Raw genomic sequence first — 24,937 nt, 5'->3', positions numbered from 1 at the left:
TAAGCCACACTCATGTTGTCCTCTCCTTTCATTTTTGCTTCGCCTACGCAAGCACTTTTCGAATCGCCCGCGCGAACCCCACCTCAAACACTGTCCGGCCGCGCGCGTTGACGATTTCACCGTGGCTGCCTTCCCGCAGGCCGCGCGCTTCGAGGTAGTCGGCCGAAACCGCCTTCTGCAATGCCTCGCGCTCCGAAGGTGTGAACTGGGCGGCCATGGCGAGCACGGTCACCGGTTGCGAGCCAGGTGCAGCCGCGACGGTCGAGCCGAGTGGGCGCCGGTCCACCGTCACTTGCGCATTGGCTTTCAGCACATTGAGCTGCGCCTTGAGCTTGTCGCGTTCCGCGATGATGGACTGCATGATGGAGCGGATAGCCGGGTCCTCGATACGCATCAGATATTCGTGGCTCGCCAGCGTCTTCGGCGGCTTTGGCGCAGGTGGGCCAGCGTAGGCAGCCCAGGCTTCAATCAGCGCCTTGTAGTCGGCCGACTGAGCGTTGTAGAGGGCCCGCCCCTTCATGATGCCTTCAGCTTCGGCTAGGCGGCCGACGGCGGGCAGTGAGAAGTCGCGCGAGCCCGCCTCATGCTGCCTGCGGCAGAGCTCATGCATTTTCGCCAGATTTGTACGCCGGTTCGAGCGCCCGCCCTTGGCGAGCAGCGAGTCTAGGACCGCGTCCGGGTGGATGTCCGTCGCGTCAATCATGCTTCGTCTCCCGAGAGGGCCTGGACCCCGGTGGGAAACGCGGGGACGGGATTTGTCGTGGACAGCAGCGCAACCAGGTCGATATCGAGGTGCCGGCTGAGGCGCGTGCCCGCATCCATCAAACAAATCACTTCCCGCTGGCCCAGTGCGGGATTTGCCGGGTTCATCTGCTGGGCAAGGCGGCGCATGAAGGCGTTGCCGGCGAGCAGTTGCTCTTGTTCGCTCATCAGCGTGAAGACGGGCGGTAGGTCGTCGCGGTAGAGCACCGCATCGAGCAACTGGCTGCGACGGAACACCGCCTTGCCGGGTTCGAGGTCGGGGTAGACCTCGACGTTCTCGCAGACGCCGGCGAGCTGGAGCAACTCCGACTCCGTTTCCTCAAACGCAAGATTCACGTCGCCCGCCGTGCCGGCGGCCACCAACTGGCTACCATTGCCCTGCGGAGTTTCAAGCGCCGCCTTGCAGCGTTCGATGAGCCGCCAGCAGGCGACGAGGTCTTCGGCGAGGTCGCTGAAGCGTTTCATGGCGCTCTCCCACATCCGTTCGGCCTGCCGGTAGGCGTCCATCCGCGCGAACGGTTGCTTGGCGTCCTCGGCGTCCGCCTTCTGCTTCTTCAGGTCCTGAAGTTCGTTTTCACGAGTGAGGCAGGCGTTGCGCGCCTCGTCGAAGTGATAGGCGAGCGTGTTGAAGTGGGCAGCCAGCGCCGACAGGTAGTGCGGCTCGGTCACGAACCACCGGCAGCGTACGCAGTTGCGGCTGCCGCCTGGAACCGGCCCGTACTTGAGAAGTGAGGGTGAACCAATTTTGGGGCCGCCGTTGTAGCAGCCGCCCACCGCGGCGTTATCCTCTGCCTCGCTGGTGTTGCCGCCGACGAGACACAGGCCGTGGTGCATCGGCATCCAGCCCGCCGGGTTGCGCGCGGCGGGATGTTGTGGAATGGCGGCGGCGAGGCTGGGCACGCTGTTGCAGATTGCGCTTTCCAGGAGTTCGGCGTGCTCGGTGTCGAGCAGGAAGTCCTGGATGCTCGCTTCCTTGTTTGCCTCGAGCCGCTCCGCCGCGCCAAGGAGCACGTCGCGGATGTGGGTCGCACCGGGCTTGGTGTAGTACAAGGTCATCAGCAGGCGGCTGTGGCCGACGAGCTTTTGCAGTATGGGGAACGGTACCTGTCCTTCCAGAGCCAGCGCGGTGATGAGGGAGACGCGCAGGCTGTGCAAGGGGAAGAGAGTCGTCTGTCCATCGTTCCGCTCTTCCACCGGAGGCAGGAGGCGAATCGGTGCGCCGTTGCGATGGGTTTCGCCTCGGTCGTGCAGCCGCTGTTCCAATGCTTCCAGCAGGCTAAACCAGCAATTGTCCAGCCCCCTTTCCCGGATAGGCAGATGGCGCTCGCCCTCATTGGTTTCCGGCAAGCGGAATAGGAAACATGTGTCCGAGTAACTGGCCAGTTGCACCTCGCTTTTCGCCATGATGTGGCGGGCGTCCAGTTCCGTCCAGGCCCTGCGCCGCGAGACGGGGTTGTACTTCTCCTGCCAGTTGCGCAGCTTCTCCAGCCAGTAGAAGACGTCCTGATGCACCGGGCCGCCGAAGGACCACGGCAACACATAGCCCTTGTCGGCGCCAGACTTGGCGATGTCGGCGGTCTTGTTGGTGTTGATGTAGAGCACGGTCGAGACGGCCTCGCCATCGGCGAGCGGGTCGCTGCGGCGGAACACCCCCTGTTGCAGCGGTCGGCGTTCACTGCCCTGCGCGAGCCGGCTCGGGTTCAAGGTCCAGTTCCCCGCCGCGTAGCGCCACGTATCGGCTTCTCCCGAGTCGAGCATGCGCACCTGAAACGTGCGCACCGGCAGAATGAGCTTCACGAGCAGGGCCACCCAACGGACCGGACTCCACATTTCCAGTACCTGCTCGCCGCGATAGTTCGGGCTTACCTTGCGGACCCGCCACACGCAGTCCGGGTCGTTTCGGTCAATCTGGTCTTCGGTCACTTCGAACCAGTCGGGCGCGCGGCGCCCGCCTTTACCGATTTCTGCCCCCAGTGCGCTCTGCGCCCACTGCCATTCGCGGAAGTGGGGCCCCGCCGCGAGCATCTGCCGCAGTTCGTCGATGTAGCCGTAAGGCAGCGGGGAATGCACGCTCTCGTCGCGCTTCGGCTGACCGCTCGAGGACATCCGGGGCACCGGGTTGCGAAACGCCGGCGAGACCACCGGTTGGCCGTCGTCGGCGGCTTCGCTGAACTCACGCAGCAGCACGAAGCGAAGGAAGGCGTGGATGGAGTTGTTGTACTTGATACCGTGGTGCGAATCCGGGCAAGCCGTTCGATAAAAATCTGGGAGAACGGTGGCGCGCGCCAGGAACACCGCCGGGTCGAGCGGCAGGCCGTGCTGGATGAGGTAGCGTTCGAAGAAGGCCACCAACGGTTTGAGCCGTTGGGGCACACCGCGTGTCTCGCCTTTCAACCACTCCACCGCCAAGGCGCGCCAAGCGGCGAATTGCGGATACTCGCGCTCGACCCAGCCGAGGCTCGTTTCCGTCTTACGCTTCGCCCCTTTCACCTTGGACACCGGGATGGCAGCAGCTTGGGGAGCGGTCGTTTTCTTCTCTTCGGCCATAAGGGTTCCTCAGTCGTTGAGTTCGATGCCAGGCGGCAACAGGCCGGACGCGGACGGTGTCACGGTGTGCCTGTCCCGCAGCCGCTGCGCGGCCGCTTCGAGCGCCGCCAGTACCTCGCCCGTGTTGGCCTGGGTGTAGACCTCCTGGCTCTCCAGCGAGGCGTGATGCATAAAGCGGCGGATGAGCGCCTTGTCGACACCAGCGTTGCGCAGTCGGCGGCCATAGGCGTGGCGGTGACCGTGCGGCGTTGTCCCCAGCGCCTTGCTCACCGTGAGCCCAATGCGCTCGCAGGCAGCAGCGTGCCCCTTGTTGTACTGGGTGAGCGTGTACATGGCGCCGATGGGCTCGCGGTTCAGGTTGATGAACGCAAAGGGATGGTTGCGCTCAATACGTGCGACCTGTTCGAGGTAGCAGCGCCAGATGTGCAGGAACCACTCGCCGTACTCGGGCGTGAACCAGTACGCCTGCTTGTAGTAGGGGCCATCGTGGGTGCCGCCCTTCCAGCCGGCGTGACGGCGGTCCATCATGTCAGTGCGCGGAGCGAGACCAAACTCGTGGGCGAGGTATTCCGCGCGGTTGGCTTTACGTGAGCGTCCTCGCTCGTCGCGCCAATCGGCGGGCGCGGCACCGTGGCTCGGGTGGTGGATGAGCACCTTGGCCTGGCGTGGGTTGGCGGGGTCCGGGAACACGTCGGGGATGTAGAGGTGGAAAGGCTCCGATTCGCGGAAGCCCGCGCCGTGCAGCAGCAAGGTGACGAGCATGCCGCGGTAGTCATAGCGCCCGGCCGCGCAGAATCCCTTGGCGAGCAGTTCCTCGAAGCGCTCCTCCGGGAAGGCCGGCGGCTCGCCCTTTTCGACCTTGGGCAGGCGTCGACCTCTCACGCGGTGCCCGGTCTCGGCGGAGGAGGCGTTCGCCGCCCAGGAGTGTCCAAGGAAGGCCTTGCTGCGTCGATACTGATAGGCAGCCTCGTCGGTCTGCCGGTCGAAGGCACTACCCGCATAGCGGGGATTTACCTTGGCCGCCTCGGGACGCATCTCGCCTAGCCAGTCAAAGAAGTCCGAGAGATGGGTGATGATGTGCGAAGCATCCTGCGGAGAGCGCGGCGCCCAGCACAAGCCGCTGGGGTCGAGCCCGGTCTCCCGGTTAAACGTTCCGGTGTAGAGCCGCTGGGAGAAATTCTGGAACAGGCGGTAGGTGTCGCGCTCGGCCGGGTTGGTCTGCAAGTATTCGCTGAACATCCGCACCGAACGGGCTACCTTCGACATCCACGCCAGGCTACGGTCGTGGCTGCGATAAAGGCAGTAGTCGAGCAGCGGCTCTAGCACGCCGGCTGGCGTCAGGAGCACCGGAAGCTCGATACTGACGCCTGTGGCGTCGGTGTGGACCTTGGCTTTGACGGTCACGAACATCGACAATCGCTCTTTTAAACGTCCAGCCGCCGCAACAACGCAACGGCACCGCGGAAATCAACGCGATGCAGGTACATCACGAAATCCACGGCGCCCCCGCCACCGCGTTCAGCACGGGTGTCGTAGAACTTTGGTCCGTCGGCAATGAACTCATACTCCCGACCGCCGATGCTCGCATGCCAACGCTCCGTTCCATTTCCCTTGATAGGAACAAACGTCGAGTCGCGCTTGGCATGGACGGCCAGGCGCGAAATCAATAACGCGGCCGGCAGTCCTCGCCAACGACGCAACTCAGCTTCATCAACCCTTGCCACTTCGCCACCTGCGCCCAAGCTACTCGGCTTTTCAAAGAAAGCCAGCTACTCGACACCGTCGCCAACGAGACATGTACGGTGCGCCCCTAATACATGCGATGAAACAATACGGTATGGCTTTATCAAACGCAAGGCAAAAAAACACCCCTTCGAAAGGGGTGCTGAGTAAAAAGTTGAGTACTTTTTGCCTAACTATGTATTCCCGCTTGGGGGGAATAACTGAGAGCGCCGTTTTTTTCGTCCGACAAATCCGTGAGCGCGTGTTTCAGCGCTCCTGCACCGGCGCCTGCACGCGCGCCTTCCATTGCCCACCCTTGCCGCGCCAGTAGCGCACCGCCGACGCGAACGTCGCGCCGACATAGAACAACGCCACCAGCGGCAAAAATGGGGCCCAAAGCGGCGAACGGCGGTAATAGCTGAGCATCGGCGCATAAGCGCAGCACATGAGCGCCCACGCGAGCCACGCGGGCCAGCCCAGCGGACCGAGCACCAGCGCGGCCACCGGCGGCATCAGATAGATGATCGTCATGCCCAGCAGCGTGCCTGCCAGCAGCAGCGGCGAGTAATGCAGCTGGGTAAAGGCCGTGCGCGCGATCATGTTCCAGATTTCGCGCCAGCTATCGTAAGGACGCAACGACACGCTGCGCGCCGCCACATCCAGACGGATCGGATGACGCCCCGTGCCGCGATGCTTGATGCGCGCGGCGAGGCTGCAATCGTCGATCAGCTCGGCGCGGATCGACTCGATGCCGCCCGCTTCTTCCAGCGCGCTGCGCCGCACCAGCATGCAGCCGCCCGCCGCCGCGGCCGTGCGGTTGCGCGGGTTGTTGACCCACGCGAACGGATACAGCTTGGCGAAGAAGAACACGAAGGCCGGAATCAGCGCCTTCTCCCAGAACGAATCGCAGCGCAAGCGAACCATCAGCGAGACGAGGTCGCGCTTCTCCGCCTCCGCCCGGGCGACCAGTTGCGCGACGGCGTCGGCGGGATGGCCGATGTCGGCGTCGGTCAGAAGCAGAAAATCGGCAGGCAGGCCGAGCGTGCGTACCGCCTCGATACCTTGCGACTGCGCCCACACCTTACCGGACCAGCCCGGCGGCAGCGGCTTCGCGCTCAACACCGTCAGGCGATCCGGGCATTGCAGCTGCAACGCGGCCGCACGAGCGGCGTCGGCGGTGCCGTCGGTGCTGTGGTCGTCGACGACGATGACGTGGAATTCGCCCGCATAGTCCTGCTCGAGCAAGGTGGTGACCGCTTGCGCGATCACATCGACTTCATTGCGCGCCGGCACCACGGCGGCAACCGCCGGCCAGGTTTCACGCGGTTCGAGCGTAAGCGGCGCAGCGGGACGCGCCCGCCAGAAACCGCCCCGCGCCAACAGCAACACACCCCAGATCAGCAGCGAAAGACACGAAAGAAGAAATAGAACCGCCGCCATTAAGCCCGCCATCAAGCATTACCCTCGAGTGAACCCGCTTCCACGCCGACGCGCCGCGACAGGCGCATCACCAAAGTGCGCACCGCGACCACGCCCCAGTCAAATGTGTTCAGCACCGGCCGCTCGCGAAATACGTCATAGCCGGCCTTTTCGATCCGCTCGAGAATGCGCAGGCCAGCGTGGATGGCGCCACACAGTTCGATCCCCAGTCGCCCGGGAATGCGCAACGCGAGCGGCGCGCCGCGTACCAGCGTGGTCCGCACAAACGAAATTTCGTAAGCCATCAGCTTCGTCCATGCATCGTCGACGACGCCCCTGGCGATCTGCGCCTCGGTCACGTTGAAGCGCCGCAGATCCGCCAAGGGCAAATACAGGCGGTTCTTTTTCCAGTCGGCGGCGACGTCCTGCCAGAAGCTGATCAGTTGCGAGGCCGTGCAGATCGCATCGGCGTCGGCGAGATTCTGCGGCGTGGCGGCGCCGACCAGATGCAGCATCAGATGTCCGATCGGGCTCGCCGAGTGGCGGCAATAGTCGAGCAGCGCGGCCCGGTCCGCGTAACGGGTGGTGTCGATGTCCTGACCGCACGCGTGGAGCAGATCGTAGAACGGCGCGAGCGGCAGTTTATACTGTGCAATCACACCGGCGAGCTTGCCGAACAGGAGCGGATGCACCGGCGCCGCGCGCCGCTGCGCTATCGCGTCGAGGCCGGCGCGGAAGTCGGCGAGGCGTGCATGCCGGTCGGCCGGGCTCCAGTCGCCTTCATCGGCGATGTCGGCGGCGGTGCGAACAACGTGATAGATAATCTCGATAGGCGCGCGCAGCGTCTTCGGCAGCAACACGCTCGCAACCGGAAAATTTTCGTATTGATCGACGTCCATCCAGCGAGCCTCGAAACCATTTTGTAATGCGGCCGCCAACATGCGCCGCAGGACCACGTAGTTTAAGGGTTCCGGCAAACCGCTGCAGCGTGTAACCATTGCCGCATACGGCACCAATGCCGCGCCGGACGCCGGCCCACGGCGCGGCGCCGGCCCAACACCTTGGCGGGGCCCGAAAGCAAAGCCGGCCTGATAGCGTTAGAATGCGCGTTTGGTTTTGCTGTACCGGCTCATCGCCGGGGCTCAAGACGTCAACTAAATAGATGATCGCGGCGATAAAGTCAGAATTACCGGCTTCTTCGAAACCCGCGTCAGTCGGAGTTCGCCAATTTATGCGAGTCATCCTTGCTCAACCCCGCGGCTTTTGCGCGGGTGTTGTACGCGCCATTGAGATCGTCGATCGCGCGTTACAGCAACACGGGGCGCCCGTGTATGTTCGCCACGAGATTGTTCACAATCGCCACGTGGTGGACAATTTGCGTCAGAAAGGCGCGCGCTTTGTCGAGGAACTCGACGAGGTACCGCACGGTGCCGTGGCGATTTTCAGCGCCCACGGTGTCGCGCAGACAGTCGAGCGCGACGCGGAACAGCGCGGCCTCGACGTGCTCGACGCGACCTGCCCGCTCGTGACCAAAGTCCACGTGCAAGGGCGCCAATATGTGGCCGCCGGCCGTACGCTGATTCTGATCGGCCACGCCGGCCATCCGGAAGTGGAAGGCACGATCGGCCAGATTCCGGGTAAGGTGCGGCTGGTGCAAAGCGAGGCCGAAGTCGCGCATCTGGACCTGCCGCACGATACGCCGCTCGCGTACGTCACACAGACCACCCTGTCGGTCGACGACACACGTGGCATTATCGATGCCTTGCTGCGCCGCTTCACCGACATCGTCGGTCCCGACACGCGCGACATCTGCTATGCCACGCAAAACCGCCAGGCGGCGGTGCGCGAACTGAGCAAAGAGGTCGACGTGCTGTTGGTGGTGGGCGCAACCAATAGTTCGAACTCGAACCGGCTGCGCGAGATCGGCAGCGAAACCGGCGTGGCGAGCTATCTCGTTGCCGACGGTTCGGAAGTGAAGCCGGAGTGGTTTGCCAATGTGCAGACCGTCGGCATCACGGCCGGTGCTTCGGCACCGGAAGAAATGGTGAAGAACGTGATTGATGCGCTGCGCGCATTGGGGCCCGTCGATGTCACGACGATGGCGGGCCGTGAAGAGAAAGTCGAATTCAAGTTGCCGTCGAAACTGATGCAACCACTCGCTGCACGCGAAGTTTAAGGAGGACGTCTTGTCTATTCCGCTGCTACAGAAAGTCCGGGTCGGCGCATACATCATGCGTCAGCATCTCTCCGGTAACAAACGCTACCCGCTCGCGTTGATGCTGGAGCCGCTGTTCCGCTGCAATCTTGCCTGCAATGGCTGCGGCAAGATCGATTATCCGGATCCCATCCTGAATCAGCGTCTGTCGCTCGAGGAATGCCTTGGCGCAGTCGACGAATGCGGCGCACCGGTCGTTTCCATTGCGGGCGGCGAGCCGCTGCTGCACAAGGAAATGCCGCAGATCGTGAAGGGCATCATCGCGCGCAAGAAGTTCGTGTATCTGTGCACGAATGCGTTGCTGATGGAAAAGAAAATGGACGACTACGAGCCGAATCCGTATTTCGTCTGGTCGGTTCACCTGGACGGCGACGAGCAGGCGCACGATCACTCCGTGTCGCAGGAAGGCGTGTATGTCAAGGCAGTCGCCGCGATCAAGGAAGCGAAGCGCCGCGGTTTCCGCGTGAACATCAACTGCACGCTATTCAACGACGCCGTGCCGGAACGCGTCGCTGCGTTCTTCGACACGCTGGGCCCAATGGGCGTGGACGGCATCACGGTCTCGCCGGGTTATGCCTATGAACGCGCGCCGGATCAGCAGCACTTCCTGAACCGCGACAAGACCAAGCATCTGTTCCGCGAGATCTTCAAGCGCGGCAACAACGGCAAGAACTGGTCGTTCAGCCAGTCGGGCATGTTCCTCGACTTCCTGGCCGGCAATCAGACGTACGAGTGCACGCCTTGGGGCAACCCGGCGCGTACCGTGTTCGGCTGGCAGAAGCCGTGCTACCTGGTCGGCGAAGGCTACGTGAAGACCTTCAAGGAGTTGATGGAAACCACGGAGTGGGAAAAGTACGGTACGGGCAACTATGAGAAGTGCGCGGACTGCATGGTGCACTGCGGTTTCGAAGCAACGGCCGTGATGGATACGGTTGCGCATCCGCTGAAGGCGTTGAAGGTTAGCCTGCGTGGTCCGAAGACTTCCGGCGCCTTCGTCAAGGATATTGCTTTGGATAAGCAGCGTCCGGCCGAGTACGTGTTCTCGCGGCACGTCGAGATCAAGCTCGAAGAGATTGGGCGTGCGGGCAAGGGCAAGAAGGTGCAGACGGCGGCTTCCGCTTCCGCACACTAAGCTTGCCTGGGGTGGCTTGAGCGGTTCCATCCGCCCCATGACGTGCCGGTTTTGAAAAAAAGCGCGGTGGCCTGATTGCCACCGCGCTTTTTCTTTTTGCGTGAATCTTTTTGCGTGACGTCAGCCGGCGCTGCGTGCGTTATGCGCCGTCAAGAACTTGATCAGCCCGTCAACGCCGCCCTTGGAAAGCTGATCGGCGAACTGCGTCTGATAAACCTGAATCAGCCAGGCGCCCATCATGTTGATGTCGTAAATCTTCCAACCATTGGCGCCCTTGGTCAGCCGGTAACCAATGGCATCGTCGCCGCCATTGCTGATCACGTGCGACTGCACGACCAGATCATTGGCGCCGGCAGGCACGGTGACTGGTAAGAACTTGAATTTCACATCCTGATCGCGCAACTGCGACAGCGATGCTGCGTACGTGCGCACCAGCAGCAACGTAAACTGCTCGACCAGTTGCTTCTGCTGCTCGGGCGTTGCCGTGCTCCATGCCTTCCCTACCGCGATCCGTGTGGTCCGCTGAAAATCGGTAGCCGGCACAAAGCGCGTCTGAACCAGCTCGGTGATCTTCGCCATGTCGCCGCCACGCGCCTGCGGATCAGCCTTCATCGCGGCAACCGTGCCTTCGACGGCACTCTTCACCAGCGCATCAGGCGCGCTTTGCGCATAGGCCGCAGTGGACATCACGGCCGCAGCCAGAAAAGCAGACAGGTAACGTTTCATACGCTCGCCAAAACCCCAAGAAGTAAGCGCCGACGGACTCGCGAGCCCGTGACGAAAGCAGAATAGACCAAGTATACCGATAATGCGTTCCCGCCCCATGCGCGCGCCCGGGAGCCGTCCTTGCTACCGAAGTGGAGCCGAACCGCTCCGGCTCTGTATACTTGTGCACTTTCGTCGAAAACACCATCCGTGATAAGGCCCTCTCCGCCTACATGCTGAAGTCATCTATCGTCCGTCTCGTCGCCTATTCGGTGCGCCATCCGTTACGGATCATCGCTCTATCGCTCGTGCTCGCCGTTTTGAGTGGCTTCTACGTCGCCCATAACTTCAAGATCAACACCGATATCAGCAAGCTCATCGAGACCGACAAGCAATGGTCGTCGCTTGAAAATGCCATGGATGCGGCCTTCCCGGATCGCGGTCAAACCGTGCTGGTGGTGGTCGAAGCGCGCGCTCCGGAGTTTGCCGATGCCGCCGCCAATGCCCTGACGACCGCGCTCAAAGCCGATCCGAAGGAGTTCGTCGCAGTCTCGCAGCCCGCCGGCGGCCCGTTCTTCGAACACAATGGTCTGTTGTTCCCAGCAACCGATGAAGTCCTCTCAACCACCTCGCAGCTCGTCCAGTCCCGCCCGCTGGTCAATGCCCTTGCGCACGATCCGAGCCTGACCGGCCTCGCCGGCACGCTCACCACAAGCCTGTTGTTGCCACTGCAACTGGGTCAGGTGAAGCTGGCCGATATGAGCCATTTGCTGTCGCAAAGCGCAACCACGCTAGACCACGTGCTGGCCGGCCAGCCGGCGGCATTCTCGTGGCGCGCGCTAGTAGACAAAAGCGCCGCCACGGAGCCGGCGCGCGCCTTCGTCACGGTGCAGCCGGTGCTGAACTACGACGCGTTGGAGCCGGGCGCGACCGCGTCGAAATCGATCCGTGACACCGCCGCCTCGCTGCACCTCGATACGCGTTATGGCGCCACGGTCCGCCTGACCGGCGAACAGCCTCTCGCCGACGAAGAATTCGCGTCGGTCAAGGACGGCGCCGTGCTCAACGGCATCGGCACCTTCATCGTCGTGCTGATCATTCTGTGGCTCGCGCTGCGTTCGGGTCGCATGATCGTCGCGGTGTTCATCACGCTGTTTGTCGGGCTCGCAATCACCGCGGCGCTCGGCCTGCTGCTGGTCGGCGCGCTCAATATGATTTCGGTCGCCTTCATGGTGCTGTTCGTCGGGCTCGGGGTCGATTTCGGCGTGCAGTTCGGCGTCAAATATCGTGAGGAGCGTCATCGCGACGACCGTCTTTCCGCCGCGCTCGTGCATACCGCGCACAGCATCGGCGTGCCGCTGACGCTCGCTGCCGTGGCGGTCGCGCTGAGCTTCTTCTCGTTCCTGCCGACGGCTTACCGCGGCGTGTCGGAACTGGGCGAGATCGCCGGCGTCGGCATGTTCGTCGCGTACTTCACCAACATGACGCTGCTGCCGGCGCTGCTGAAAATCTTCAATCCGCCGGGCGAGGTCGCTTCGCCCGGCTTCCAGCAACTCGCCCCTGTCGACGATTTCCTCGATCGTCACCGCAAGCCGGTGCTGATCGGCACGCTGATCATCGTGATCGGCGCCACGCCTTTGCTCACGCATCTGCGCTTCGACTTCAACCCGCTGCATCTGAAGGATCCGCACACGGAATCCATGGCGACGCTGCTGTCGCTGAAGGATTCGCCGGAAGCGGCGGTCAATAACGTGCACGTGCTGGCGCCCACGCTTGCCGACGCGGACCAGAAGGCCGCCCATCTGCGCACGCTGCCGGAAGTGGGCCGCGTAACCACGCTGGACAGCTTCATTCCGGCCGAGCAGCAGCAAAAGCTGATGCTGATTGCGAGCGCCGCGCAGCAACTGTTGCCCGCACTGCAGCAGCAACCCGCGCCTCAAGCGACGGACGCGGTGCGCGTCGCCGCGTTGAAGCGCGCGTCGAACCAGCTCTCGCTCGCCGCCGACGACCACCCGGGCCCGGGCGCCGCCGAGGCCAAGCATCTGTCCGCGACGCTGCAAAAGCTGGCCGCTGCCGACGCCGCCACGCGCGACCGGGCGGAAACCGCGATGTCCGAGCCGCTGCGCATCGCGCTGAAGCAACTGGCAGATCTGCTGCAGCCCAGCGAGATCACGCGCGACAACCTGCCCAGGGAGATCTCCACGAGCTGGGTCTCGAAGGACGGCCGGGCACTCGTCGACATCGCGCCGAAGGTCAAGGCCGGCACCGATCCGAACGACGACGCGACGCTCGCCCGCTTTGTGCACGCCGTGAAGAAAGCCGAGCCGGACGCGATCGGCGGCCCGATTTCGATCCTGCATTCCGCGGACACGATCATCAAGGCGTTCCTGCAGGCCGCCGGCTATGCATTGCTGTCGATTGCGATTCTGTTGTGGATCGCACTGCGACGCGTCGGCGATATGCTGCGCACGCTGGTTCCGCTGCTGGTATCGGCGCTGGTGACGTTGGAGTTGTGCGTGGTGTTCGGCATGCCGCTGAACTTCGCGAACATCATTGCGTTGCCGCTGATGCTCGGCGTCGGCGTAGCATTCAAGATTTACTTCGTGATGGCGTGGCGCAACGGGCAGACTGGCCTTTTGCAGTCGAGCCTCACGCATGCCGTGTTGTTCAGCGCGGCGACCACGGCGACGGCGTTCGGCAGCCTCTGGCTGTCGCATCATCCGGGCACGTCGAGCATGGGACGCTTGCTGGCACTCTCGTTGTTTTGCACGCTGATCGGCGCGGTGGTGTTTCAACCCGTGCTGATGGGCAAGCCGCGCCAACGTCGCGCGAAGCACAAAGGAATATAAGCATGAAGCTGCGAACCACCGTGCTGGCGCTGGCCGCCACCGGTCTGATCTCCGGCTGCGCGACCGGCCCCGACCGCAAGCCGGGCGACCCGTTCGAACCGGCGAACCGCGTGATTTTCAATTTCAACGACGGCCTCGACCGCTACGTCGCCGTTCCGGTCGCCAAGGGTTACCAGAAGGTGACGCCGCAGCCCTTGCGCACAGCGGTGAGCAACTTCTTCTCGAATCTGGGCGACCTGAGCAACGCCGCCAACAACCTGTTGCAGCTGAAGATCACGGACGCCACCGAAGACATTGTGCGCTTCGCGTTCAACTCGACCTTTGGACTTGGCGGCCTGCTCGACTGGGCGACGCCGGCCGGTCTGCCGAAGCACCACCAGGACTTCGGCTTGACGCTGGGCCACTGGGGCGTGCCGTCGGGCCCCTACCTCGTCTTGCCGCTATTCGGCCCGAGCACGGTGCGTGACAGCATGGGTCTGATCGTGGACGTGAAGTTCAACCCGTTGAACTACATCGAGCCGGCGACACGCAATCCGCTGTACGTGTTGCAGTTCGTGAGCACGCGCTCCGACTTGCTGGGCGCATCCAACCTGTTGGAACAGGCTGCGCTCGACAAGTACTCATTCGTACGTGACGCCTATAGCCAGCAGCGCCGCGCGCGTTTGCGCGGCACCGGCGAGAACGCAGCGCCGCTGCCGAACTACGACGACCAGGGCGGCGACTCCGGCGCAGCCGCTCCCGCCGCGGGTGCTCCGGCGGCCTTACCGAACTACGCGGACCCGGGTGACGCAGCGCAAGCCCCGAACGCGGCATCGGGAAGCGCGACGGGCGCCCCAGCAGGCGTGCCCAACTACACGGATCCGGGAGAGACTCCGCCGGCCCCGAACGCCGCTTCGGGAAGCGCCACGGGCGGCCCGGCTGGCTTACCGAACTACACTGATCCGGGCGAGACGCCAAACACCCCGGCGGCGTCGCCTGCTGCTGCGTCAGGCGTAATGACACCGGCGCCGGCACCGCAAACCGTGCCGACGGACAAGAAGCCGCAGGAGGCAATACCGGCGATCCAATAAGGGGCGTGGGTCGTCCATTCGGCGCGCGTCAAGCGTGCCGACGGCCGAAGAGCGCACTGCCGGAAAGAAGCGCGAATGCGCGACAAAAGCCAGAGCCGCGGGCGGCCGACAACACGGATGAACATGAATCACGCGCCTGCAGATTGCGGACACGGACGCGAAGCAAACGAGTGGTTTTAAGAAGCACGCGCTTCGGCGCGCGAAGCGTCGCTGGAAGAATGATGGCTGTGTCACTAGCGCCGAATGCGCGAGGGCACGGATTCCAGATGCACCACTACCGCGACTGTGCGGGGGACCCGCTTATGCGCTGGCGGTTTGAGCCGCTTTCTTTTGCCTACTTTTCTTTGCGGCCGGCAAAGAAAAGTAGGTGCCGCCCCGCACAGGGGCGACGCTAATAGACCACTAAGAAATCAAGGAAAGGCCACCGGCCACAAAAAAAACAAACCAATCCCCCATCTACAAAACCCCCGCCTCCCCCATAGCATGCCGCGCCTGCACCAGCGAGGTCCGCGCCGCCCGCGCATCGACGGCGACCTGAATCAGCGCCCCTAGCTGCGCCGGTTGCCGCAGCAACTCCCGCAAAATCGGCCCCAACGCCGTGGTCCCATCGTCCCGCAATCCAGCGGTTGCAGCCGAAGGCAGCGTTCGCCAGGCCGGATCGACAATCGCGCGGCACACCGCAAACGGCAGCCCATGCGCGGCGGCCGTCGCGCCGGCAATATGCGATTCCATATCGACCGCCAAAGCGCCTGTTGAGCGATGCAGCGCGCGCTTGTCGTCGGCGGTGACTAAAGGCGCGGTCACGGCAGCCAGCAAACCGCGCCGCAGGCGCACCGCCAACGGCCCGATGGAAAGCGCGGCAGCAAGCCTGTCAGCCCATGGCCGATCAGTCTCGAGCCGCCCAAACGGCCCCTCGACGGCCTGCCCGACGATCAGCGTGCCCGGCTCCAGGTCGGGCGCCAAACCACCGGCCGTCCCGAAACTGACGATCCCCGAACAACCACGCGCGACCGCCGCGCTCAACGCCCGCTCCAGCAGATCGGCGCGCGCCGCGTAGACCACTTCAACACCCTTGCCGCGGGCGATGCGCGCTTCGAACGCCATACCCGTCACCACGATCACCGGCAAGGTGCTGCGGCCGGGCTTCGCTGACGGTGTTGTCGAAAACGCCATCCGTTACATCCCGACCGCGACGCGCGTCAGCCCGTTGCGTTTCAGATGACGGAAGCGCGCCAGCGCCCACAACGGGAAAAACTTGCGATAACCGTGGTAACGCAGATAGAACACGCGCGGAAAACCGGTCGCCGTGAAGCGCGTTTCGTCCCACAGGCCATGCTCGCGCTGTTCGCGCTGCAAATACTCGACGCCGCGCGCGACCGCCTCGTGATTGACCTCGCCCGCCGCCATCAGGCCCATCAGCGCCCACGCGGTTTGCGAAGCCGTGCTCGGCGCACGCTCGTAGCCGCGATAGTCGAGCTTGTAGCTCTCGCCGCCCTCGCCCCAGCCACCGTCTTCGTTCTGGATCGACAGCAGCCACTGCGCGGCGCGCTTCATGCGCGGGTCATCGTGCGGCAGACCGGCGGCGTTCAGCGAACACAGCGCGGTCCACGTGCCGTAGATGTAGTTGAGGCCCCAGCGGCCGTACCAGCTGCCGTCCGATTCCTGTTCCTTCAACATGTAGTCGAACGCACGTTGCGCCGGTTCGCTGCCCTGCGGGAATTCGCCGAGTTGCGCGAGCATCGACAGGCAACGGCCCGACACGTCCGCGGTCGGCGGATCGAGCAACGCGCCGTGATCGGAGAACGGAATGTTGTTGAGGTAGTACTGCGTGTTTTCCGGTTCGAACGCGCCCCAGCCGCCGTCGCTGCTTTGCATGCCGACCACCCATTCGCGCGCCCGCGCAATGGCTGCGCGATCGACATCCGATTGCGTCAGCGCCGCCGAGCGTTGCATCGCCATCACGACCACGGCCGTATCGTCGACGTCCGGATAGTGCGCGTTGTTGTACTGGAACGCCCAGCCGCCCGGACGCACGTTCGCACGGCGTGAGATCCAGTCGCCGCGCACGTCGAGAATCTGCAGCGGACGCAGCCACGCGAGCCCGCGTTCAGCCGCTTGCTCGGCATGCGCTTCGCCGGTCTCGAGCAGCGCGTGCGCCACCAGCGAGGTATCCCACACTGGCGACAAACACGGTTGGCAATAGGCTTCGTCATCCTTGATGACGAGCAGCTTGTCGATCGACCGACGGGCAATCGCGCGTTTCGGATGATCGGCTGGATAGCCGAGCACGTCGTACATCATCACCGAGTTGGCCATGGCCGGGAAAATCGCGCCAAGGCCGTCTTCGCCATTCAGCCGTTCGTCGACGAACTTCACCGCCTCGCGCACTGAGCGTTCGCGCGTCGCCTTCGGAAACAGCCCGTCGACCGTGCGCAACACGACGTCGACGCCACGGAAAAAGCGGAACCAGCCGAGGTGCTGATGCGGCGCCCGATCTCGCATGCCGGTGTTGACCGGCGCGGCGCGGAACAATTCGTCGATACGCACGCGGCGGGGATTGCGCGCCACCGGCCGCTTCGCGTTCAACACCAGCAACGGCACGATCACCGTGCGCGCCCAATACGACACCTTCGACAGATGGAACGGGAACCATTGGGGCAACAGCATGATTTCCACCGGCATCATCGGCACGGCGCGCCATGACACCACGCCGAACAGCGCCAGCAGAATCCGCGTGAACACGTTCACCGTTTCCGCGCCGCCGTCCGCCAGAATTGCCTCGCGCGCGCGGACCATGTGCTCGGCATCCGGCGAGTCGCCGATCATTTTCAGTGCGAAGTACGCTTTCACGCTGGCGCTGACGTCCATCGCGCCGTCGGTGAAGAGCGGCCAGCCACCGCCGGCGAGCTGGATGCGGCGCAGATAGCGGGCGATCTTCTGCTCCAGTTCCACGTTCGGCGATTCGCCGAGATAGTGGACCAGCAGGACGTATTCAGCGGGAATCGTCGCGTCGGCTTCAAGTTCGTAGACCCAGTGGCCGTCCGGATTCTGCGCGGCGAGGATCGCGTCGGTGGCACGCGTGATGGCGGCATCGAGCGGCCCAGCGGAAGCTTGCGGCGCGGCGATGGGCGCGGCGTTCGACGCATTCAGCGCAGCGTTCGACGCATTCAGCGCGGCATCGGCGAATTCAGGCAGGACGGCGTCCAGCGGCTGGGCTTGAGATAAGTCGTTCATCGGCGTTCCATCGGTTGATTCAGCAGCGTGTCCGCGGCCTTCTGGCCGGAGCGGATCGCGCCTTCAATCGTCGCGGGCAGGCCGGTGGCCGTCCAGTCGCCCGCGAGCATCAAATTGTTCCAGCGAGTGCGCGTGCCGGGACGCAGCGTTTCCTGGTCCGGCAAGGCGGCAAACGTCGCGCGCTTTTCCATCACGACTTGCCAGGCCGGCATTGGCTCGGCCGGCAAATTGACGGCTCGGGCCACTTCGGCCCAGATGGTTTTCGCGAGCGCTTCATGCGGTGTGTCGAGCAGGCGTTCGGCGGCGTTGATCGTGACCGACACGCGGCCCTCGAATGCGAACAACCAATCGGCCGTCGCGTTGAGCAGCCCTGTGAGCGGCGCCATCCCGAACGGCGGCTCGATCGCGAAATGCACGTTGGCGATCGCCGCGAAGCGACTCGGCGAGCGCAAACCGGGCACGAGCGTCTGGGCACTGTCCGGCGGCACCGCGAGCACCACGGCCTGGTTGGCATCGATCGCGATGCTTTCGTCCGCGAAATTCAACGCCAAGACACGACCGGTGTCAGCAAATACGATGTCCGTCAGGCGCGAACCAAGCCGGATTGCCGCGCCGCCATGCTGCAATAGCCGCAGCGCCGGATCGACAAAGGCGCTGCTTAAGCCGTTGCGCGCCACCAGAGGCCGGCACGCCAGACCGCCGGCGACCAGCGTCTCCCTGACCATTGCGCCCGTGAGTTCAGCCGACGCTTCACGCGGCTCGATATTCAGCATCGCGAGAAACAGCGGCCGCAGCAGGCGGTCCCATAGCGGGCCATTGCAGCGCATGGTCTGCGCCACACTGCGCCCGGGCTTGGCGAACAGCAGCGGCACGAGCGCCAGATAGTCGGTCGGCCCGGTGTTCGGCACGCGCGCGTTCGGATCGAAGATCCACCAGGGCAAGCGGCCCGGCGACATGCGCACGGTCCAGCGCGCCCGCGTCGCCAGATCCACGAACGGATACTCGGGCTGGGCCGGGCCGACCAGCTCGTCGGCGGCGCCGATCGCACGCAAATAGTTGAGCGTGGCGAAATTGCCGGACAGCACCGTATGATTGCCGCTGTCGATGGTCACGCCGAGCTTCGGCTCGTAATACGAACGGCAACGGCCACCGGCCTGCGCGGCCTCTTCATGCAGCACGACTTGTGCGCCGCGCCGCTGCAATTGCACCGCAGCGGCGAGGCCGGCGAGACCCGCGCCGATCACATGAACGAGCTTTTGCATCAGCTCAGAAGAGCGCGTAACGCGCGACGATCCACAGCATGCGCAGTTTCGGCTTGCTGACCTTCGTACGCGGAATGTCGAAACCGCGCTCGAGCGTGCGTTCGAGCAGCACGCGATACACGCCCGACATGATGCGCGGCGCCCGCACGTGGTTGCGCGGCTCGCGGTCCATGATCGCGTCGGAGGCGGCGAAATGCTGCTTGGCGCGCTCGGCGAGCGTGGCGCAGACGCGCGGCAAAGACGGATCGTCAGCGATCTGCGGCGGGCTCGTCACCGCAATGCCTTCGCGCGCCAGCAACTCGTGCGGCAGGTAGCAGCGATTGATGCCGGCGTCTTCGTCGATATCGCGCAGGATGTTGGTCAGTTGCAGCGCGCGGCCCAGATGGTGCGCGAGCAAACGGCCCGGCTCTTCCTGCATCCCGAATATTCTCACCGACAGGCGGCCCGCCGCACTCGCGACACGGTCGCAATACAGGTCGAGCGTGGCTTCGTCGGGGGCGCAGATGTCGGCGGCGGCGTCCATCGCCATGCCGTCGATCATCGCGTGGAAGTCTTCGCGTTGCAGATGGAACGTATGAATGTGCCGCGTCAGCGCGCGCAGGGAAGCGCGCGGTGCGCCGGCGTAGCACGCGTCGATGTCGGCACGCCAGCGCTCGAGCGCGGCGGCGCGTTCGGCGCGCGGCATGTCGCTGTCGGCGATATCGTCGACCGCGCGGCAGAAAGCGTAGACCTGATACATCGCATCGCGCTGCGCGGCCGGCAGGATGCGCATCGCGAGATAAAACGAGCTGCCGGACGTGGCGGCAGCGGCGTCGATTTCTGTATCGTCCACGACGAGATTGGAAACAGCCAAGACGATCTCCGCTGGAGGCGCCCGCTGAAAGGCGATCAAGAAGTTTTAATGCCTACCCGCAGGGCAGACGGGCCGCGCGCGCGGACACGCGCGAAAAACACCCGGCAGGGATGCCGGAAACGGCGAAAAGTATAACAATCTTTGTGAGATGCCGCTGTTTGGGGGGCGAATAGGGGGCCGGAAGGCTCAGATAAACGCCACCGAGCGGTTGCGTCCCTGCCGCTTGGCGCTATACAGCGCCGCGTCGGCTTCATTGATCAGCACGTCGTACGCCGCCACACCCACGCGCGCCGCCGCACCGCCGACGCTCGCGGTCACCGGCACACTCGTGCCCTGCACTTCGACAGGCGTATCGGCGATCGTGCAGCGGATCTTTTCCGCGACCCGCATCGCGTCTTCGAGCGGCGTACATGGCAGCAGCAAGGCAAACTCCTCGCCGCCGAAGCGCCCAAAGGTATCCTGCGCCCGCACCACGTCGGCGACCCGCTGCGCCATCACGCGCAACACCGTATCGCCGACGCCATGACCGAACTGGTCGTTGATTTTCTTGAAGTGGTCGAGGTCGAACAGCAGCACGGACATCTCGCCGCCGTAACGTTGCCAGCGCGTGTACTCATCACGCAGGCGTGCTTCGAAGAAACGTCGATTGGCGATGCCCGTCAGACCATCACGGTCCGCATATTCCTGCAGCTTGGCAACGGCCTCTTCACGTTCTCGCTGCACGATGCTGACATGCGTGACGTCGGAGATGGTCACGCACACAGCCACCACTTCACGATCGCGCATGAGCGGCATGAACGTGCAATCCTGCTGCATGAAATCGACGCCGCCGGTAATCGGCCGGTCGTGATCGAATTTGAAGAGATACGGGCGCTGCTCCCACGAACTGAACGCGAAACTGCCGAGCTGGAACACGCTTTCGATCTTGCGCGACAGCCACACGCGCGGCACTTCCGGAAAGTGCGTGAAGAGCGATTTGCCCACCACCTGTTCCGGCGACAAGCCGCTGTGATCCTGCATGAAGCGGTTCCACATCAGCACGTTCATATCGCGATCAAGCACGAAGATACCGAAACCGACACGTTCGACAACCAGATCGCTCAACGACTTCACAGGCACATCCAAAGGCACATTCATAGGCTGGACAACAGCTCGTCGAGCGCCTCGCTCATGTGGCGAATCGACTCTTCGGCCATCAACATTACGAGGTGCGCGCGGAAGCTCTGATCCTCGAGCGCGAAATTGACTTCCACTAACAACGCGACTTCCCATTGCAGCACGCCGGGCTGGAACACTTCGTCGAGCGTCAGCGCTTGTCCGAGCAGGCCCGGCGCGGAGAAGACCGGCGTGCGGCCGAGCTGGTCGAGAATGCACGAGACACACGCACCCGTCAGCACGTTCGCGACGTCGAACACCAGTTCTTTCTGGCTCACCGCCTCGTAGGTCGAGCGCGAGTACGGATCGCTAACCAGCGAACACAACTGATCGACGCTGTCGCTGCGGCAGATCACCAGCGCTTCGCCCTTGATGTCGGAGCGAAAGCCCTGGCGCACCGCGCAGACCATGTCCTCGATCCCGGTCATCTCGCGCAGCGCGCGAGCCGCCTCACTCACCGCCACCACCTTCACGCGCGGCACCGACAATTCGATGAACGCGTCGAGCAGGCTCGCGAGCCGCGTCGCGGCCTGGCCCATCGCCAGATTGGCGACCTCTTGCAGCGCGTCGCGCTGGTCTTCGGTGAGGACTGGCTCAGACATACAACCCGTACTCCTTGAGGATGGGTAGTACCGCCTCGGGCGTCACGGGCTTGGCGATGAAGGCGGCGGCGCCAAGCGCGCGCACGCGCGACTGGGCCATCGGCTGAACATCGGCGGAGACGACAATGACGAAGGTGTTCAGGTCCTCATGCTGTAAAGCTTCCAGCACCTGATAACCGGTCATGTCCGGCATCGTCAGGTCGAGGAAAATCACCGACGCTTTGCCTTCGCGATACAAACCGAGCGCTTCACGCCCGTTCGTGGCGTAGGACACGTCGACATCCCAGTCCGGCGGCAATGCCTTGGTGAGCACCTTACGGGCAAGCAACGAATCGTCGGCGATCACAATAGGCAAAGGCATAGGCAGGTCGGTAAGCGGAATTAGCTCTGGCGCGTTAACGGCGGGTAGAGGCGATTTCTTTAGCGGGCGGTCTGTCGACCCGCGGCAAGGCGATCTGAGGCCTGCGAGAATGGAGCTTGCAAACGAGCGGGGAGTGCGCGCGGCGAGGCACGTTTGACGGAACCGCTTTTGACAGCACCCCTAGGCACGCATGGCTGGGTGCGAGCACGGTGAACGATGGCTATGACCGGCATGTTCGAAGCCTACCCCGTAGATGAATCCGCGCGGCTTCATGGATGGGGCTTGGTCCCCTCGCCGCGCGCGTGTTTCCGCGAGCGCCCTCCGTAACGCGTTGTGCGCGTCGTCAGGCTGCCCTCGGCGGCAGATGTATCCGAACATGGCGGATACATATTTATGGTGAGGTTGATTTTCGAAGTAAAACCACGGAAAGGCAACCCGCCAAATTCGCCCCAACTAAAAATAGTCTCCCATTAAACGTTATTTTGGAAAATTTTTTGATAGATTCAGCGGGTATTTTTTTGGATTTACACTTTTGTGTACGTTTGCGCTTCTTGATTTGTCACTCATTAGACAGCAGACAAATCAGAAGCGATCGTTTGTCACGGTAACGAGCAGCGCCGCGGCATGTCTATGTTTTTTGCGATAAGGCCGACCCCCGGCCCTTTCGTTCCGAACGATCCTGGCTATCGACCATGACCCCAGACCGGTTCGACCCGCCCGAAGCGAGCCGCGCTCCCGCCAGCCGTCAGGACGCGGCGCTGTTCCCCGCCGTGCCGGAACAGAATTTCCACGTCCGGCGCATCACGCTGATCGCACTGCTGATCGCGGCCATCGTGCTGCCGTGCGTGTACGTCGCGGCGATGGCGTTCAGCGATCTGCGCGCGCGCATGGCCGATGCGACCGACGTCACGCTGCGCACCGTGCGCGTAGCGGAAGAACACGCACTGAAAGTGTTCGACATGAACGAGACGCTCGACGCGCGCATCGTCGATCTGACACAAGGTCTGGACGATAACGGCATTCGCGCAAAAGAAGGCGGGATTCACGAGAAGCTGCGCACCATGGGCGGCGGCTATCCTCAGGTCGCGGCCGTTTCGATTTTCGGCCGCCAAGGCGATCTGCTCGCCACCAGCCGTTTCTATCCCGTGCCGGTGTTGTCGATTGCCGATCGTGAAGATTTCGTCGGCATTCGCGACGGCAAGGGCCTCGAGCATGTTTCGAAGGTGATGACGGGACATGTGGTGGGCGAGCAGGTGTTCAACACGGGCGTGGAGCGGCGCGCCGACGACGGCTCGTTTGCCGGCGTCGTCTCCGTCGCATTGCGGCCCAGCTATTTCGACGCGTTCTACCGGGAACTGCTCGGCGGCGGCGAGAGCACGCCAATGACCATGAGCCTGCTGCGCACCGACGGCGCCGTCCTCGCGCACTATCCGCGCCGCCCGCGCGAGCCGGCGGCGGTGGCGCCAGGCTCGCCGCTGGCGGAAGCACTGGCGCAAGGGCGGCGAGCCGGCGTCGTACGAATGCATTCTGAACTCGACAGCGAGAATGTAATCCTCGCCTTCCGGCGTGTCGGCGCCTATCCGGTGTACGTGTCGTGCGGCTATCGCACCTCGGCGATCTGGGCCGCGTGGTACCGGCACCTGAGCCTGCTGATCCTGTCCATGTTCACGCCGTCCATCGTGCTGTGGTGTGTGATCTGGCTGTCGCTGCGGCGCCTCGGTGCCGAAGAAGAGGCGTGGGAGCGCTGGCAGGCCGAGGCGTCGATGCGCCGCTCGATCGAATCCGCGTATCGTCAGTCGCGCAAGATGGAGGCGCTCGGCAATCTGGTCGGTAGCGTGGCGCACGATTTCAACAACCTGCTGATGATCGTCTCGGCCAACGTGCAGATCGTCCGGCGGCGCGGCACGCCGGGACTCGACCGCGAATTGTCGGCGATGGAGCGCGCGCTCAAGAGCGGCCAGTCGCTCACCCGGCAATTGCTCGGCGTGGCGCGCAAGCAGCCGTTGCGCAGCGAGACGCTGGCGCTCGAACGCTGGCTGCCGGCGTGCCGCGAACTGCTGCGCGCGTCGCTCGGCGCGAAGATTTCGCTGGTGATGGACATCGGCGTTGGTATCTGGCCGATGCGGGTCGACGTCGCAGAGCTCGAACTGGCGCTGATCAACGTCGCCGTGAACGCGCGCGACGCCATGCCTAACGGCGGCCGCTTCACGGTTCGCGCCGCCAATATCAACTTCCGCCGCGAGGACGGCTTTCCGCTGACCGGCGACTTCGTGCAACTCTCACTCGAAGACACCGGCGGCGGCATGCCGCCTCAGGTCCTCGCGCGCGCCTTCGAACCGCTTTTCACGACGAAGCCGCAGGGCATGGGCACCGGTCTCGGGCTGCCGCAGGTTTTCGCCTTCTGCGAGCGCTCCGGCGGGCTTGCCGCGATCGACAGCGCGATCGGCGCGGGCACCTCGGTGCGACTCTATCTGCCGCGCGCCAACGCCGCCCCCGAGGCGGATTTGCCGGTGGAAGCGGGCGTCGACGAAAGCGGCGCACCGCAAGGCCTGCGCATTCTGCTGGTCGAGGACAACGATGAAGTCGCCGCCGGCACGGAGGCTTTATTGCAGATGATGGGCCACCAGGTCACGTGCGTGTTCAACGCCGATACCGCGCTGCGCCTGTTCGACGACGCCCACGCGAGGCAGGCGCGCACCGGCGAGCCGCTGCCGTTCGATCTGGTGTTGTCTGACATTCACATGCCCGGCACGTTGAACGGCATCGACCTGGCCGAAGCCGTACTGGCGTTCGACACCAAACTGCCGGTCATTCTGGTCACCGGCTACGCGGAGGAACTCGACCGTGCGCGGCATGTGGACGTGCGAGTGCTGTCCAAACCCTTCGATATCGCGTTGCTGGAAAAACTCTTGCAAGCCATCCAGCGTGACCTCGCGCAGACGGGTGCGGATCCGGCCGCGGCGGCGCATCCCGCCGACTAAAGCCTGCCGGTTCAGGCTCGCAGCCTGGTGCTAGAGATTTACCACCGATTGTAAAAGCGCGGCGGCCC

The 24,937-nt window shown here is 63.9% G+C and carries 19 protein-coding genes; 5 read left to right on the top strand and 14 right to left on the bottom strand.

Going from position 1 to position 24,937, the window contains the following annotated elements; translation table 11 throughout:
- Positions 1–43: 43 nt before the first annotated feature.
- The 6 genes from gmtX to hpnC all read right to left on the bottom strand — a co-directional run bounded on the left by gmtX (position 44) and on the right by hpnC (position 7,349).
- Positions 44–703 (bottom strand): gamma-mobile-trio protein GmtX, encoded by a 660-nt coding sequence (gmtX, locus tag P0D84_RS21145; protein ID WP_408340055.1) that lies wholly within the window; start codon positions 701–703, stop codon positions 44–46.
- Entirely contained in the window at positions 700–3,309 is a 2,610-nt protein-coding gene (gene gmtZ, locus P0D84_RS21140; protein WP_408340053.1) for a gamma-mobile-trio integrase GmtZ, read from the bottom strand. The genes gmtX and gmtZ overlap by 4 nt, the downstream gene beginning before the upstream one ends.
- 9 nt (positions 3,310–3,318) lie before the next feature.
- Entirely contained in the window at positions 3,319–4,719 is a 1,401-nt protein-coding gene (gene gmtY / locus P0D84_RS21135; protein WP_408340051.1) for a gamma-mobile-trio recombinase GmtY, read from the bottom strand.
- A 14-nt stretch (positions 4,720–4,733) separates the two neighbouring features.
- Positions 4,734–5,033 (bottom strand): hypothetical protein, encoded by a 300-nt coding sequence (locus tag P0D84_RS21130; protein ID WP_408340049.1) that lies wholly within the window; start codon positions 5,031–5,033, stop codon positions 4,734–4,736.
- A gap of 265 nt (positions 5,034–5,298) precedes the next feature.
- Positions 5,299–6,471 carry a glycosyltransferase gene (locus tag P0D84_RS21125; protein ID WP_408340047.1) on the bottom strand — a complete coding sequence of 391 codons (1,173 nt, stop codon included), beginning with the start codon at positions 6,469–6,471 and terminating at the stop codon, positions 5,299–5,301.
- 11 nt (positions 6,472–6,482) lie between these two features.
- A complete protein-coding gene (gene hpnC / locus P0D84_RS21120; RefSeq protein WP_408340045.1) occupies positions 6,483–7,349 on the bottom strand; it encodes a squalene synthase HpnC in 867 nt (288 codons plus the stop codon).
- 332 nt (positions 7,350–7,681) lie between these two features.
- Here hpnC and ispH point away from each other — a divergent pair, with 332 nt between their 5' ends.
- Together ispH and hpnH are read left to right on the top strand one after the other, a co-directional pair.
- Positions 7,682–8,626 (top strand): 4-hydroxy-3-methylbut-2-enyl diphosphate reductase, encoded by a 945-nt coding sequence (ispH, locus tag P0D84_RS21115; protein WP_408340043.1) that lies wholly within the window; start codon positions 7,682–7,684, stop codon positions 8,624–8,626.
- A gap of 10 nt (positions 8,627–8,636) precedes the next feature.
- Positions 8,637–9,797: an adenosyl-hopene transferase HpnH gene (hpnH, locus tag P0D84_RS21110; protein ID WP_179739922.1), complete on the top strand. Its 1,161-nt coding sequence runs from the start codon at positions 8,637–8,639 to the stop codon at positions 9,795–9,797.
- A gap of 120 nt (positions 9,798–9,917) precedes the next feature.
- Here hpnH and P0D84_RS21105 read toward each other — a convergent pair whose 3' ends face one another.
- The gene (locus P0D84_RS21105) at positions 9,918–10,523 is read right to left on the bottom strand and encodes an MlaC/ttg2D family ABC transporter substrate-binding protein (RefSeq protein WP_408340041.1); all 606 of its coding nucleotides are present in this window, start codon (positions 10,521–10,523) and stop codon (positions 9,918–9,920) included.
- Between the two features lie 212 nt (positions 10,524–10,735).
- On the opposite strand from P0D84_RS21105, the gene hpnN reads away from it, so the two are divergent.
- Positions 10,736–13,351, top strand: coding sequence for a hopanoid transporter HpnN (gene hpnN, locus P0D84_RS21100; protein WP_408340039.1), 2,616 nt, complete (start codon positions 10,736–10,738; stop codon positions 13,349–13,351).
- A gap of 2 nt (positions 13,352–13,353) precedes the next feature.
- Positions 13,354–14,421 carry an MlaA family lipoprotein gene (locus tag P0D84_RS21095; RefSeq protein WP_408340037.1) on the top strand — a complete coding sequence of 356 codons (1,068 nt, stop codon included), beginning with the start codon at positions 13,354–13,356 and terminating at the stop codon, positions 14,419–14,421.
- A 456-nt stretch (positions 14,422–14,877) separates the two neighbouring features.
- Here the strand turns inward: P0D84_RS21095 and P0D84_RS21090 are convergent, their stop codons facing one another.
- The 7 genes from P0D84_RS21090 to P0D84_RS21060 all read right to left on the bottom strand — a co-directional run bounded on the left by P0D84_RS21090 (position 14,878) and on the right by P0D84_RS21060 (position 21,888).
- Entirely contained in the window at positions 14,878–15,594 is a 717-nt protein-coding gene (locus tag P0D84_RS21090; protein ID WP_408340035.1) for a phosphorylase, read from the bottom strand.
- A gap of 3 nt (positions 15,595–15,597) precedes the next feature.
- Positions 15,598–17,655 (bottom strand): squalene--hopene cyclase, encoded by a 2,058-nt coding sequence (gene shc, locus P0D84_RS21085; RefSeq protein ID WP_408340033.1) that lies wholly within the window; start codon positions 17,653–17,655, stop codon positions 15,598–15,600.
- Positions 17,652–18,917, bottom strand: coding sequence for a hydroxysqualene dehydroxylase HpnE (hpnE, locus tag P0D84_RS21080; RefSeq protein ID WP_408340031.1), 1,266 nt, complete (start codon positions 18,915–18,917; stop codon positions 17,652–17,654). Before hpnE ends, shc begins: the two co-directional genes overlap by 4 nt.
- Positions 18,918–18,921: 4 nt before the next feature.
- Complete coding sequence (gene hpnD / locus P0D84_RS21075) at positions 18,922–19,770, bottom strand: presqualene diphosphate synthase HpnD (protein WP_408340029.1); 849 nt, start codon at positions 19,768–19,770, stop codon at positions 18,922–18,924.
- Positions 19,771–19,956: 186 nt separating this feature from the next.
- Complete coding sequence (locus P0D84_RS21070; RefSeq protein WP_408340026.1) at positions 19,957–20,907, bottom strand: sensor domain-containing diguanylate cyclase; 951 nt, start codon at positions 20,905–20,907, stop codon at positions 19,957–19,959.
- Positions 20,904–21,527: a chemotaxis protein CheC gene (locus tag P0D84_RS21065; protein WP_408340024.1), complete on the bottom strand. Its 624-nt coding sequence runs from the start codon at positions 21,525–21,527 to the stop codon at positions 20,904–20,906. The genes P0D84_RS21070 and P0D84_RS21065 overlap by 4 nt, the downstream gene beginning before the upstream one ends.
- On the bottom strand, positions 21,520–21,888 hold the full coding sequence (locus tag P0D84_RS21060; RefSeq protein WP_408340022.1) for a response regulator: 369 nt from the start codon (positions 21,886–21,888) through the stop codon (positions 21,520–21,522). The genes P0D84_RS21065 and P0D84_RS21060 overlap by 8 nt, the downstream gene beginning before the upstream one ends.
- A 692-nt stretch (positions 21,889–22,580) precedes the next feature.
- Here P0D84_RS21060 and P0D84_RS21055 point away from each other — a divergent pair.
- The gene (locus P0D84_RS21055; RefSeq protein WP_408340020.1) at positions 22,581–24,869 is read left to right on the top strand and encodes a hybrid sensor histidine kinase/response regulator family protein; all 2,289 of its coding nucleotides are present in this window, start codon (positions 22,581–22,583) and stop codon (positions 24,867–24,869) included.
- Positions 24,870–24,937: the final 68 nt, after the last annotated feature.

The organism is Paraburkholderia sp. RL17-337-BIB-A, assembly GCF_046025895.1.
Lineage (GTDB): Bacteria > Pseudomonadota > Gammaproteobacteria > Burkholderiales > Burkholderiaceae > Paraburkholderia > Paraburkholderia fungorum_C.
Note: the sequence above shows the minus strand (reverse complement) of the source record. Positions and strands in the feature narration are given on the sequence as shown.